Annotated in this window: 13 protein-coding genes (1 of these 13 cut by a window edge); 10 read left to right on the forward strand and 3 right to left on the reverse strand. The window is 64.5% G+C overall.

Features of this window, described 5'->3' with window-relative positions:
* Window positions 1-735 carry the 3' portion of a M23 family metallopeptidase gene (locus tag AC1ROT_RS07650; RefSeq protein ID WP_492998186.1) on the forward strand. The gene continues 603 nt to the left of window position 1, outside the view, so the window shows 735 of its 1,338 coding nt (coding positions 604-1,338); its start codon lies off the left edge, out of view; its stop codon occupies window positions 733-735.
* Here AC1ROT_RS07650 and gcvA read toward each other — a convergent pair.
* Window positions 732-1,640, reverse strand: coding sequence for a transcriptional regulator GcvA (gene gcvA / locus AC1ROT_RS07655; RefSeq protein ID WP_492998188.1), 909 nt, complete (start codon window positions 1,638-1,640; stop codon window positions 732-734). The genes AC1ROT_RS07650 and gcvA overlap by 4 nt on opposite strands.
* A 118-nt stretch (window positions 1,641-1,758) precedes the next feature.
* Here gcvA and AC1ROT_RS07660 point away from each other — a divergent pair, with 118 nt between their 5' ends.
* The 4 genes from AC1ROT_RS07660 to AC1ROT_RS07675 all read left to right on the forward strand — a co-directional run bounded on the left by AC1ROT_RS07660 (window position 1,759) and on the right by AC1ROT_RS07675 (window position 4,531).
* Window positions 1,759-2,187, forward strand: a complete 429-nt coding sequence (locus AC1ROT_RS07660) for a rhodanese-like domain-containing protein (protein WP_492998191.1) — start codon at window positions 1,759-1,761, stop codon at window positions 2,185-2,187.
* On the forward strand, window positions 2,187-2,795 hold the full coding sequence (locus AC1ROT_RS07665) for a glutathione S-transferase family protein (protein WP_492998193.1): 609 nt from the start codon (window positions 2,187-2,189) through the stop codon (window positions 2,793-2,795). Before AC1ROT_RS07660 ends, AC1ROT_RS07665 begins: the two co-directional genes overlap by 1 nt.
* A gap of 45 nt (window positions 2,796-2,840) precedes the next feature.
* Window positions 2,841-4,133, forward strand: coding sequence for a cystathionine gamma-synthase family protein (locus AC1ROT_RS07670; RefSeq protein WP_492998195.1), 1,293 nt, complete (start codon window positions 2,841-2,843; stop codon window positions 4,131-4,133).
* Window positions 4,134-4,243: 110 nt separating this feature from the next.
* On the forward strand, window positions 4,244-4,531 hold the full coding sequence (locus tag AC1ROT_RS07675) for a GIY-YIG nuclease family protein (protein ID WP_492998196.1): 288 nt from the start codon (window positions 4,244-4,246) through the stop codon (window positions 4,529-4,531).
* Window positions 4,532-5,094: 563 nt separating this feature from the next.
* On the opposite strand, the gene clpB is transcribed toward AC1ROT_RS07675, so the two are convergent.
* Window positions 5,095-7,701, reverse strand: a complete 2,607-nt coding sequence (gene clpB / locus AC1ROT_RS07680) for an ATP-dependent chaperone ClpB (protein ID WP_492998198.1) — start codon at window positions 7,699-7,701, stop codon at window positions 5,095-5,097.
* A gap of 252 nt (window positions 7,702-7,953) precedes the next feature.
* Window positions 7,954-8,694, reverse strand: a complete 741-nt coding sequence (locus AC1ROT_RS07685) for a hypothetical protein (protein ID WP_492998200.1) — start codon at window positions 8,692-8,694, stop codon at window positions 7,954-7,956.
* 356 nt (window positions 8,695-9,050) lie between these two features.
* On the opposite strand from AC1ROT_RS07685, the gene AC1ROT_RS07690 reads away from it, so the two are divergent.
* From AC1ROT_RS07690 to AC1ROT_RS07710, 5 genes are all read left to right on the forward strand, one after another.
* On the forward strand, window positions 9,051-10,214 hold the full coding sequence (locus tag AC1ROT_RS07690) for a glycosyltransferase (protein ID WP_492998202.1): 1,164 nt from the start codon (window positions 9,051-9,053) through the stop codon (window positions 10,212-10,214).
* A 219-nt stretch (window positions 10,215-10,433) separates the two neighbouring features.
* Window positions 10,434-11,183, forward strand: a complete 750-nt coding sequence (locus AC1ROT_RS07695; RefSeq protein WP_492972807.1) for an electron transfer flavoprotein subunit beta/FixA family protein — start codon at window positions 10,434-10,436, stop codon at window positions 11,181-11,183.
* A gap of 1 nt (window position 11,184) precedes the next feature.
* The gene (locus AC1ROT_RS07700; protein ID WP_492998204.1) at window positions 11,185-12,120 is read left to right on the forward strand and encodes an electron transfer flavoprotein subunit alpha/FixB family protein; all 936 of its coding nucleotides are present in this window, start codon (window positions 11,185-11,187) and stop codon (window positions 12,118-12,120) included.
* A 23-nt stretch (window positions 12,121-12,143) separates the two neighbouring features.
* Window positions 12,144-13,016: a 3-hydroxybutyryl-CoA dehydrogenase gene (locus AC1ROT_RS07705; protein WP_492998206.1), complete on the forward strand. Its 873-nt coding sequence runs from the start codon at window positions 12,144-12,146 to the stop codon at window positions 13,014-13,016.
* 54 nt (window positions 13,017-13,070) lie between these two features.
* Entirely contained in the window at window positions 13,071-13,493 is a 423-nt protein-coding gene (locus tag AC1ROT_RS07710) for a hypothetical protein (RefSeq protein WP_492998208.1), read from the forward strand.
* The last annotated feature ends 3 nt before the right edge of the window (window positions 13,494-13,496 follow it).

Here is a 13,496-nt window from a genome sequence, read left to right on the forward strand (position 1 = left end):
GAGTTCATCCGCATCTTCTCATACGATGTCGACTTCCAGCGCGAAGTGCAGCCGGGCGATCGCTTCGAACTGTTCTTCGATCGCCACTATGATGACAACGGCAAGACGGTGAAGACCGGCCGCATCGCGGCGGCGGCGATGACGCTGTCCGGTCGCGAGCTGCGCTACTACTTCTATCAGCCGTCTGATGGCGGCGATGCCGACTACTTCACGCCCTCGGGCTCCAGCGTGCGCAAGGCGCTGCTGCGTACGCCCATCGATGGCGCGCGCCTCACCTCGGGCTTCGGCATGCGCCATCATCCGATCCTCGGCTTCAGCCTGATGCACAAGGGCGTCGATTTCGGCGCGCTCACCGGCACGCCGATCCAGGCCGCCGGCGACGGCACCGTCGATCTCGCCGGCTGGAACGGCGGCTACGGCCAGTATGTCCGCATCAAGCATGGCAATGGCTATATGACCGCCTATGCGCATATGAGCCGGCTCGGCGTGAAGACCGGCCAGCGCGTGCGCCAGGGCCAGATCATCGGCGCCGTGGGCACCACCGGCCGCTCGACCGGCCCGCACCTGCATTATGAAGTGATGCAGAACGGCAAGCAGATCAATCCGACCGGCGTGCGCTTCCCCTCGGGCCGCAAGCTGGAAGGCAAGGAATTCGAGCGCTTCAAGCGTCAGGCTTCCGAAACCGATGGCGAACTGCGCCGCACGCCGCTGCTCTCGCTGCTCAGCCAGAACTAGTCGGCGCGCGCCGCTTCACTCTGCAGCCAGTCGACCAGCGCCTGCACCAGCGGGCGTTTGAGCTGCGCCGCCGGCGCGACGATGTAATAGGACCAGCCGGCGGTCCAGCTCTGTTCGAACAATCGCACCAGATGGCCGCGCGCCAGCTGCTCGCCCAGATGCGGCGACCGGCCGAGCGCCACGCCCTGCCCGGCCACCGCGGCGGCCACCAGAACGTTTGAATCGGTGAAGAACAATCCACGCGCCGCACGGGCTTCGGCCAGGCCCTCGCGGCGGAACCAGTCGGCCCAGTTGAGCCAGGGCTGGTTGTTATGGGCATCGACATCATGCAGCAGCTGGTGCTGCGCCAGATCGGCAAAGCGCTGCAGCGGCTGGCCGCCATGCAGCAGCGCCGGACTGGCAACGGGAAACACCTCCTCATCCAGCAGCCGCACGGCCTCAAGCCCCTTGAACGGTCCGGGCCCGAAGCGGATGGCGAGATCGATATCCTCGCGTGCGAAATCCACCAGCCGCCGCGAAGTGTCGATGCGCAGGTCGATGCCGGGATATTGCTGACGGAAGCGGCTTAAGCGCGGCACCAGCCAGCCGGCCGCAAACGACGCCAGCGTGGTCAGCGTGACCAGGCCGCTGGCCTCGCCCTCGCGTAAATGCGCCGTTGCGGCGGCGAGGCGGTCGAGGCCGTCGCTCAGGCCCGGCAGATAGGCGCGGCCGGCCGTGGTGAGGGTCAGCCCGCGGGCCTGACGCAGGAACAGCGGCACCTGCAGCTGCGCCTCCAGACCCTTCACCTGCTGGCTCACCGCAGCCGCCGTGACGCCGAGTTCGGCGGCGGCCAGGGCAAAGCTGCCATGGCGGGCGGCGGCCTCGAAGGCACGCAGGGCATTGAGCGGTGGCAGGCGGCGGCGCATGGCTCCAGTCTGCCAGACTTAGCTTTCCTAAGCCAATCCCTGAGAAAGACTGGTTTGTACCCCAGTTCTGCTTAGGTGAGACTGCGGCCAGCCCATCCCCGAACCCCAGGAGCCCGCCATGCCCAGCCTTGTCGCCGAAACCCCGGCCGCACCGGCCGCCGATGCGGTCCGGCATTTCGCCGCCAAACTCACCTTCGAGGCCGATTGCTGGGACGTCCATAACGCCCTGCAGACGGCGCGGCAGGATTTCGTGCTGCTCGATGTGCGCGGCCGCAACGCCTATGCGGACGCCCATGTGCCCGGCGCGCTGAGCCTGCCGCATCCCGACATGACCGCCGAACGCATGGCGGCGCGCTGGCCGGCCGATACGCTGTTCGTGGTCTATTGCGCCGGGCCCCATTGCAACGGCGCCGACCGCGCGGCGCTGAAGCTGGCGACCTTCGGCTATCCGGTGAAGATCATGATCGGCGGCATGACCGGCTGGGCCGATGAAGGATTCTCTTACGCCCATGGCCGCGAACCCGGCCTGGTGGAGCAGGCTGCCTGATGCTGACGCTGTACGACTATCTCGATTCCGGCAACGGCTACAAATGCCGACTGCTGCTGGCCTTGCTGAACACGCCCTATAGCCGCGTCGAACTCGATCTCGACAAGGGCGAGACCCGCACCCACGCGTTTCTGGCCAAGAATCCCAACGGCCGCATTCCGGCATTAGAGCTGGAAGACGGTTTCGTACTGCCGGAATCCAACGCCATCCTCTATTACCTCGCCGACGGCACGCGCTACCTGCCCAGCAGCCGACTGGCGCGCGCGCAGGTGATGCAGTGGCTGTTCTTCGAGCAGTACAGCCACGAGCCTTATGTCGCCACGCCGCGCTGGATCCTGCGCCATCTCGGCCGTGAGCATCCGCGCATGGCCGAGATGCCCGAGCGGCTGGAGAAGGGCCGCGCCGCGCTCGGCGTCATGGAGCAGCATCTGCAGAAGCACCGCTTCTTCGTCGGCGACAGCTACTCGATCGCCGATATCGCGCTCTATGCCTATACCCACCGCGCGGACGAGTCCGATCTCGATCTCAAGCCCTTCCCGGCCATCCGCGCCTGGATGGAACGGGTGGCGACCCAGCCCGGTCACATAAAGATGCTGCCCGGCGACTGACGGCAGCCTGTATGCTGGGCGCCGGACAACACGGAGCCCAGCATCATGGCCAAACGGACCCAGAAGAAGACTCGCGCCGGCGACCGCGACCTGCATCCCGAAACCCAGATGATGACTTACGGCTACAACCCCTTCCTCTCGGAAGGCGCGGTCAAGCCGCCGGTCTTCCTCACCTCCACCTTCGCCTATAAGACGGCGGAAGACGGCGCCGCCTTTTTCGACCTGATGGCCGGCCGCACCAAACTGCCGGACGGCGAGAAGGCCGGGCTGATCTACAGCCGCTTCAACCATCCCAACCTCGAGATCGTCGAGGACCGGCTGGCGCTGCTCGAAGGCGCCGAAGCCGCCGCGGTTTTCTCCAGCGGTATGGCCGCCATCGCCAGCGCCTTCCTCACATTCTTAAGGCCGGGCGACACCCTGCTGCATTCCTCGCCGCTCTATGGCGGTACCGAGACGATGATCCGCAAGGTGCTGCCTGAATTCGGCATCCATACGGCCGAATTCCATGACGGCCTGCATGACCGCGACATCACCAGCGCCGCGGCGAGTGCAACAGGCCGTATCGCCATGATCTTCATCGAGACGCCGGCCAACCCGAACAATGCCATGGTCGATTTCGCCATGGTGGCCAAGGCCGCCGATGCCATCGCCGCCAAACAGAGCGGCGCGCGACCCCTAGTGGTCTGCGACAACACCATGCTGGGGCCGATCTTCCAGAAGCCCCTGCTGCATGGCGTCGACATCGCGGTGTATTCTCTCACCAAATATGTCGGCGGCCATAGCGACCTGGTGGCCGGCAGCGCGGTCGGCGCCAAAGCCCGGCTCGACCGCATCCGCAGCTACCGCAACACCTTCGGCAGCCAGCTCGACCCGCATTCCTCCTGGATGATCGCCCGCTCGCTGGAAACGCTGGTGATCCGCATGACCCGCGCGGCGGAGAGCGGCCGGAAAGTCGCGCAGTGGCTCAACACCAACCCGCATATGAAGGTCACCGTGCGGCATCCCGACCTGATCCCCGACAACACTTACCAGACCGTCTACCAGCGCCAGTGCTCGGGCCCCGGCTCGACCTTCTCGTTCACGCTGGAAGGGGCGACGCGCCAGCAGAGCTTCAAACTCATCAATGCGCTGACCCTGTTCAAATCCGCCGTCAGCCTCGGCGGCACGGAATCGCTGGTCTGCCATCCGGCCTCAACGACTCACTCGGGCGTCGGCACCAAGATCCTCGACGTGCTCGGCGTCACCGAAGGTCTGATCCGCGTCTCCATCGGCCTGGAACATCCCGACGACCTGATCGACGACCTCGATGCGGCGTTCAGGGAGGCTTGCGCCAAGTAAGGCGTGGATGCCCGGCACAAGGCCGGGCATGACATCCAATATTATGCAGGCACCCTAACCTTGTCATGGCCGGGCTTGTCCCGGCCATCCACGCATGCCAGCGTTGCCGCATGGCCTATGCATGGCTTTACATCATGACCAACAAACCGAACGGCATTCTGTATGTCGGCGTCACTGGCGACATACAACGCCGCGCCTTCGAGCATCGCGAGGGCTTGATCGCCGGTTTCACCAAACGCTACGGACTGAAATGCCTCGTCTACACCGAGGCCTATGACGACATTGCATTGGCGCTGCAACGCGAGAAAACCATGAAACACTGGCCGCGCGCCTGGAAGGTCCGCCTGATACTGGCACAGAACCCGGACTGGACTGATCTCTACGATACGCTCGTCTGAAGACGTGCCAGAAAAAGACGTGGATGGCCGGGACAAGCCCGGCCATGACACTACAATTTATACCAACACTCTCGATGTCATGCCCGGCCTTGTGCCGGGCATCCACGACTTAAAGCCATCATCGACAGCTTGGAACGCCGGCACGAATAAATGTACGGCGATCCTTCTGCAGCCACACCTCATAGTGCGGCCATTCAGGCGGACAACCCCTCGTGCCTTTTGCACCAAGGTTGAAAAAATGCACCAACACGCCTTCGTCTCGCTCAAACACCGCTACGTCGTAGTCGGCACGTAGGCGCCCTGTCTTGTTGAAATATGGCATTGCAGCTTCAATAGCGCGTTGCTCCGGTTCAGACAGGGGTATCGCCGGCTGAGTCGCAAGGCTTGCCCCGCTTAAGCAGACTGCAAACAGTATAGCGAACACCCACCTTTTAGCGCCCACGCTGCACCCCCATTAAGTCGTGGATGGCCGGGTCAAGCCCGGCCATGACACCTTAATTTTGTGTCATGCCCGGCCTTGTGCCGGGCATCAGGGCCCCGGTCTCTCGGGGCCCTTGCCTCTTTTACTCCGCCGCGATGTCGACCGCGCGGCCCTGGATGGTCAGGCCTTGCGGCCCGGCCGAGACCGTCACCGTCTCGCCATCGGCCACCGTGCCTTCCAGGATCATGCTGGCCAGCGGGTTCTGCAGCGCGCGCTGGATCACGCGCTTCAAGGGCCGCGCGCCATAGACCGGGTCGTAGCCGGCATCGCCGAGCCAGTGCTTGGCGGCATCGTCCAGCTTCAGCTCGATCTTGCGATCGGCCAGCAGCTTGCGCAGGCGGCCGAGCTGGATATCGACAATGCCGGTCATGTTCTCGCGGCTGAGGCGACGGAACAGGATCACTTCATCCAGCCGGTTGAGGAATTCCGGCCGGAAGCTTGCGCGCACCACTTCCATCACCTGGTGCCGCGTCGCCTCGTCGATCTGCTCGCCCTCGGCCCGCGCCAGATACTCGCTGCCCAGATTGGAGGTCAGGATGATCACGGTGTTCTTGAAATCCACCGTGCGACCCTGACCATCGGTGAGCCGGCCATCGTCCAGCACCTGGAGCAGCACGTTGAACACATCGGGATGCGCCTTTTCGACCTCGTCGAACAGGATCACCTGATAGGGCCGCCGGCGCACGGCTTCGGTCAACGCGCCGCCCTCGTCATAGCCGACATAGCCCGGGGGCGCGCCGATCAGGCGGCTGACCGAGTGCTTCTCCATGTATTCCGACATGTCCATGCGGATCAGCGCGCTGTCATCGTCGAACATAAATTCGGCCAGCGCCTTGGTCAGCTCGGTCTTGCCGACGCCGGTGGGGCCGAGGAACAGGAAGCTGCCGATCGGCCGGTTGGGATCCTGCAGGCCGGCGCGCGCACGCCGCACCGCATTGGCCACCGCCAGCAGGGCATCGTCCTGGCCGACCACACGGGTGCCAAGCTTCTGCTCCATCTTCAGCAGCTTTTCGCGCTCGCCCGACAGCATCTTGTCGACCGGAATGCCGGTCCAGCGCGACACCACGCCGGCGATGTCGCTCTCGGTAACCGCCTCGCGCACGATCTGCTTGTTATCCTTGCCGCCACCCTTTTCGGCATCCTGCAGCTTGCGCTCCAGATCGGGGATCACGCCGTAGGACAGTTCAGATGCGCGGTTCCAGTCCGACTTGGCCTTGGCCTGGTCGAGATCGAGGCGCGCGGCATCGAGCTGTTCCTTCAGCTTCTGCGCATCGCCCAGCTTGTCCTTCTCGGCCTGCCAGGCCGAGGTCAGCGTATGCGACTGGGTTTCCAGATCGGCCAGTTCGGCATCCAGCTTCGACAGCCGGTCCTTCGAGGCCGGATCGGTCTCTTTCTTCAGCGCCTCGCGCTCGATCTTGAGCTGCATGATGCGGCGGTCGAGTTCATCCACCGCCTCGGGCTTGCTGTCGACTTCCATGCGCAGGCGCGCCGCAGACTCATCGATCAGGTCGATGGCCTTGTCAGGCAGGAAGCGGTCGGTGATGTAGCGGTTCGACAGCGTGGCGGCGGCAACAATGGCGCTGTCGGTGATGCGCACGCCATGATGCACTTCATATTTCTCTTTCAGGCCGCGCAGGATCGAGATGGTGTCTTCCACCGTCGGCTCGCCGACGAAGACCGCCTGGAAGCGCCGCGCCAGCGCCGCGTCCTTCTCGATATACTTGCGGTATTCATCCAGCGTGGTGGCGCCGACGCAATGCAGCTCGCCGCGCGCCAAGGCAGGCTTCAGCAGGTTCGACGCATCCATGGCGCCATCGGCCTTGCCGGCGCCGACCAGGGTGTGCAGCTCGTCGATGAACAGCACGATCTGGCCATCGGCCGAGGTGACCTCGGACAGAACGGCCTTCAGCCGCTCCTCGAATTCGCCGCGGAATTTCGCACCGGCGATCATGGCGCCGAGATCCAGCGCCATCAGCTTCTTGTTCTTCAGGCTTTCCGGCACGTCGCCCTTGACGATGCGCAGCGCCAGGCCCTCGACGATGGCGGTCTTGCCGACGCCGGGTTCGCCGATCAGCACGGGATTGTTCTTGGTGCGGCGCGACAGCACCTGGATCGTGCGGCGAATCTCTTCGTCGCGGCCGATCACCGGATCGAGCTTGCCCTGTTCGGCGGCCTCCGTGAGGTCGCGGGCATATTTCTTCAGCGCGTCATAGGCCTGTTCGGCCGACGCGGAATCGGCCTTGCGACCTTTACGCATATCCTGGATGGCTTTCTCAAGAGACTGGGGCGAGACACTGGCGGCTTTCAGCGCATCGGCGGCCGGCGTGCCGGTGCCGAGCGCGATGGCCTGCAGCAGGCGTTCGGCGGCGACGAAACTGTCGCCGGCCTTCTCGCGCAGCTTTTCCGCCGTCTCGAACAGGCGCGCCATCTCGGGCGCCATGTAAAGCTGCCCGGCGCCGCCGCCTTCCACCTTGGGAATTTTGGCCAGCGCCTCTTCATTCTTCTGCTTCGCCAGATCAGGCTGGCCGCCAGCCGCCCTGATCAGACCCGACGCCATGCCTTCCGGGTCGTCGATCAGCACTTTCAGCAGATGCTCGGGCGCGAAGCGCTGATGCCCGCGGGCCAGCGCCATATTCTGCGCCGCCTGCAAAAAGCCGCGGCTGCGCTCGGTGTATTTCTCGAAATCCATTGGTCGAACTCCTTGTCCGGCAGTCCTGAAATCCGGTGCCCCCGCTTGGCGGCTGGCTCCGGGGCGGACCCCATGCTCGAAATGTGGGAAGCCCGCCGTATCCTGCAAGAGGACGACCGCGAAATTCGTTAATGAGGCCGAGACTGCGGAAGCCGGCGATCTTAGCTCTGGGTCCCCGCTTTCGCGGGGACGACGATCCAAAACCACCCGTCACCCCGGCCAAGCGCAGCGCGAGCCGGGGTCCAGAGCCGCTCAAGAGGTCTCCACCGGACCGATCAGCCCCGCCGCGCGCAGACGGGCCAGATCGGGGCCTTCGATATCGACAATGGTGGGCGAACGAGTGCTGTCCAGCGGCCGGAGCGGTCGCGGCGGGCGGCGCGGCGGGGATTCGGCCCGTGCCACGGCAGGCGCGGAGGCTTCCGGCAGACTTCCGATCGCTTCGTTTGCCTTCGTTTCGCTTCGTTCAGCTTCGTTGGCGTTCGTTTCGCTTCCTTCGGCTTCGTTTGACTTCGTTTCGCTTCGTCCAGCTTCGTCTGCCGGCTCTGGCTCCGGCTCTGGGGCCTGGCTGGCCTTCAGCAGCGCGACGCTTCTGGCCACAAAGGCATCCATCTCGCGGCGTTCGGCGGCGAACCGGGCACGCAGGGCCATGTTGGGCGGCCGGCGCGCGGTCTGGCCCAGGGTCTCGATCCGCTGCGCCAGATCGTCCGGCGCGGCGATCAGCGCCTCATCGGCCAGCAGACAGCGCAGCATTTCGGCGTCCAGCGCCTCGGACTGCAGACCACGGCCGAGCACCGCCGTCCGGCCGCCGGCAGCCAGCCGCAGGTCGGACAGCAGGCGCTGCCGTTCCAGCGCCTGGCCGAGCAGGAAGCGGAACCGCAGGCTGTTTTTCAGATGCAGCCAGATCCGGTCTTCCCGGAGGCCAAGCGCGGCGGCGACGGCATCGGGGGCCTCGCCCTGGGCCAGTCGGCGGGCGACGGCCTTCCAGTCGATCATCACCGGGGATTTGCGCCTGGGCTTTGCCTGCGGTGTGCCGAGAGATTCATCCTTAAACGGATCATAGCGGTCAGCCATGGCCGGGCTCCTGGGTCAAAGGGTCCTCTCAAAAAGAACATATAGAGTATATAGGAATAAAAGTCAATACAGGCTGTGACTGGAAGCCGGAATTGCAGCCAAGGCTATGCATAAACGGTGGAAGGCATACCGGGGGGCGACCAAGGCCAAGCCCCTGCAATCAGTGGGCAAATCGGCCGGATTCGGTGGTGGCGGAGCAACCCGGCGGCCTTTATAAACGCGGGGCTGACTGAAAAACGTAACTCGGCGTAAAAGCGTAAATCCAGCGTCATGGCGCAATGACCATCCAGATCGTGCATCTGATCACCAGCCTGCGGGTCGGCGGCGCCGAGCATATGCTCGAGAAGCTGGTCACCGGCATGGACAGCGGCGCATTCAGCAATACCGTGATCAGCCTGACGGTGGAGGGCCCGATCGGCAAACGGCTGCGCGAGGCCGGGATTCCCGTCCATGCCCTGGGCATGACCGGGCTACTCACGCTGCCGCGCGCCCTGTGGCGACTGAGCCGCCTACTGCGGCAGCTGCGGCCGCAGGTGCTGCAGACCTGGCTGTATCATGCCGATCTGATCGGCACCCTGATCCGCGCGCTGACCTATCCCGATGCCAGGCTGGTCTGGAACCTGCGCTGTTCCGACATGAACCTGGACGATTATTCGCCGCGCACGCGGATGGTGCTGCGCCTGCTGGCGCCGCTGTCGCGCCTGCCGAAAACCATCCTCACCAATTCCGAAGCCGGCCGCCGCCATCATATTGCGCTGGGCTATCACGCCGATGGCTGGACCACCATTCCCAACGGGTTCGACCTGACGGCCTTCCGTCAGGAGGCCACCGGTGCGCTGCGCGGCGAGCTGGGCCTGGCGCCGAGCGACAGGATCGTCGGCATGGTGGCGCGCATCGATCCGATGAAGGATCACGCCACCTTCGTGGCGATGGCCAAACTGCTGGCCGCGCGGCATCCCGACCTGCATTTCGTGCTGGTGGGACGCGGCTGCACGCCCGCATCCGCGACACTGGCCGGCGGACGCGACGCGCTGGGCGCGCGGCTGCATCTGCTGGGCGAGCGCCTCGATGTGGCGGCCCTGCTGCCGGATTTCGATATCCTGACGCTGACCTCGGCCTATGGCGAAGGCTTTCCCAATGTGCTGGGCGAAGCGCTGGCCTGCGGCGTGCCGAGCGTGGCCACCGCGGTGGGTGATAGCGCCGTGATCCTGGGCGATTGCGGCCTCACCGTGCCGCCGCGCAATCCGCAGGCCCTGGCCGATGCGGTGACGCGCATCCTGGAGATGCCGGAGGCCGAACGCGCCGCATGGCAGGTGCGGATGCGCCAGCGCGCGGAAAGCCAGTTCAGCCTGCCCAGCGTGATTGCCCGCTATGAGAGCTTCTACCGCACGGTTGCATCGCAGCCCGCGCCCATCGGCATGATGGCTGAAAAAACCGATTGAGCCGCTGTCCGCCAGACGCCGGCGATTGGCAAATTACTGCGGCCCGGCCAGCACTTGACCGAGGGGAAGGCCGGGTGTCGGTTCGTTGACAGCCTTGGGTGCGGGTTATAGTGTGCAGCGCGAAAAACGCCGGCGCGGCAGGAATTCCCGAGCCGCCAGCCGTGTCTTTCACTACCGTATCGCTCGCAGCTGTATCGCAACAACTAAGGTTGGACGTCCATGAAGGTTCTGGTCGCGGTCAAGCGCGTGGTGGACTACAACGTCAAGATCCGCGTCAAGGCGGACAAGACGGGTGTCGATCTCGCCAACGTCAAGATGTCGATGAATCCCTTCGACGAAATCGCCGTCGAGGAAGCCGTGCGCCTCAAGGAAGCCGGCACCGCCACCGAAGTGATCGCCGTTTCGATCGGCCCGGCCCAGGCGCAGGAAACGCTCCGCACCGCGCTGGCCATGGGCGCCGACCGCGGCATCCTGGTGAAGACCGACGCCGAAGTGCAGCCGCTGGCGGTTGCCAAGATTCTCGCCAAGCTGGTCGAGGCCGAACAGCCGCAGCTGGTGATCGTCGGCAAGCAGGCCATCGATGACGACAGCAACCAGACCGGCCAGATGCTGTCGGCGCTGCTGAACTGGTCGCAGGGCACCTTTGCCAACAAGGCGAGCTTCGCCGACGGCAAGGCAACGGTCGTGCGCGAAGTGGACGGCGGCCTCGAAACCGTCGAACTCAAGCTGCCCGCCGTGGTGACCACCGACCTGCGCCTGAACGAGCCGCGCTATGCGTCGCTGCCCAATATCATGAAGGCGAAGAAGAAGCCGATCGACGAGAAGACTCCGGAAGACCTGGGCGTCGATATCGCGCCGCGCCTGAAGACGCTGTCGGTGGACGAGCCGCCGAAGCGCTCGGCCGGCATCAAGGTGCCCGATGTTGCCACCCTGGTGCAGAAGCTGCGCACCGAAGCGGGAGTGATCTGAGATGAGCATCCTCGTCATTGCCGAACATGATAACGCCTCGATCAAGGCGCCGACGCTGAATGCCGTGACCGCCGCCACCAAGATCGGCGGCGATGTGCATGTGCTGGTCGCCGGCAAGGGTGCCGATGCGGCAGCCGCCGCCGCCGCGAAGATCGCCGGCGTCGCCAAGGTGATCCAGGTCGAGGGCGACCAGTATGCCCATGGCCTGGCCGAACCGCTCGGCGCGCTGATCGCGCAGCTCGGCAAGAGCTATGCCGCGATCCTGGCGCCGGAAACCACCAGCGGCAAGAATGTGCTGCCGCGCGTGGCCGCCCTGCTCGACGTGATGCAGATTTCCGGCATCGTCGAAGTGAAAAGCGCCGATACCTTCGTGCGCCCGATCTATGCCGGCAACGCCATGGCGACCGTGCAGTCGTCGGATGCCATCAAGGTCATCACCGTGCGCACGACCGGCTTTGCCGCAGCCAGCGCCGAAGGCGGTTCCGCCACGGTCGAGAAGGCCGAAGGCGCTGCCGACACCGGCCTGTCGAAATTCGTCGGCCAGGAGCTGCAGAAGTCGGACCGTCCGGAGCTGACGTCTGCGAAAATTATTGTGTCTGGCGGCCGGGGCATGGGCTCGGGCGAGAATTTCAAGCTGATCGAAGCGGTGGCCGACAAGCTCGGCGCTGCCGTCGGCGCCAGCCGCGCCGCGGTAGACGCCGGCTTCGTGCCGAACGACTATCAGGTCGGTCAGACCGGCAAGATCGTGGCGCCGCAGCTTTATGTGGCGGTCGGCATCTCGGGTGCGATCCAGCATCTGGCCGGCATGAAGGACTCGAAGGTGATCGTCGCCATCAACAAGGACGAAGAGGCGCCGATCTTCCAGGTCGCCGATTACGGCCTGGTCGGCGATCTGTTCAAGATCCTGCCCGAGCTCGCAGACGAGCTAGCCAAGTAAGCCGCGAAGGACCGGGGAACCGCATGATCAAGACCATTGGGGTGATCGGCGCCGGCCAGATGGGCACTGGTATCGCCCATGTCTGCGCGCTGGCCGGCTACGAGGTTGTCCTGCAGGACATCAACGCCGCCCAGCTCGACAAGGCGCTGGAGGTGATCGGCGGCAACATGAACCGCCAGATCGGCCGCGGCAAGATCACCGAGGCCGACAAGGCCAAGGCGCTGACCCTGATCCGCACCTCGAACGACATCCGCGCCTTCGCCACCACCGATTTCGTGGTGGAAGCCGCCACCGAGAACGAGGGCCTGAAGAAAAAGATCTTCGCTGAGCTCTGCCCGGTGCTGAAGCCCGATGCGGTGCTGGCCACCAACACCTCGTCGATTTCGGTGACGCGCCTGGCCTCCAGCACCGACCGGCCGGAAAAGTTCATGGGCATGCATTTCATGAACCCGGTGCCGGTGATGGCGCTGGTCGAGCTGATCCGCGGCATCGCCACGGATGAGAATACCTTCAAGATGGTGCGCGAGCTGACCATCAAGCTCGGCAAGACCCCGGCCAATTCCGAAGATTTCCCCGCCTTCATCGTCAACCGCATCCTGCTGCCGATGATCAACGAGGCGATCTACACGCTCTATGAGGGCGTCGGCTCGGTGGAAGCCATCGACACCGCCATGAAGTTGGGTGCCAACCATCCGATGGGGCCGCTCCAGCTCGCCGACTTCATCGGCCTCGACACCTGCCTCTCCATCATGCAGGTGCTCTACGAGGGCCTGGCCGACAGCAAGTATCGTCCCTGCCCGCTGCTGGTGAAGTATGTCGAAGCCGGCTGGTTGGGGCGCAAGACCAACCGCGGCTTCTACGACTATCGCGGCGAACATCCGACGCCGACGCGGTAAAAAGGCCCGATAAAAAGCCCGCCAACCGGCGGGCTTTTTTGTTAGATTCAGATCATGAAGATCGGCGACCTAAGATCTGTTGGCCACAATATCAGCGCCTCTCTGGCATCTGGCCTTGGCTTGATGGCCGGGTTAATCAGCACTGATATTTATGCCGAAGCTGCAGAATCGTCCGAAGGATTCATCCTGGTCGATTTCTTGGCCGGCACCAGTCAAGGCAGCGAGCCCTCTCTGGCACTCGCCACAGCCATCCGGAGATACAGCAAAGCCCTGCCGGATTTGTGCAAGAAGCACAGCATCGATCCTACAGAGATTGTCATCCTGACCGCCCGCTTCGGCACTGATCGCGTTCATGGCCAGCACTTCACCGTAACTGTGGAAGATCGGCAGGGCCAGCGCGCGGAAGATTTGTACCTCGGTGTCGAAGGCAAGTTGGTGCGCGGGATGCGCCCAGCTCAGCCGGCCAAGCAGTCCTAACTG

This window comes from Ferrovibrio sp. GW821-FHT12E11 (genome assembly GCF_058806975.1).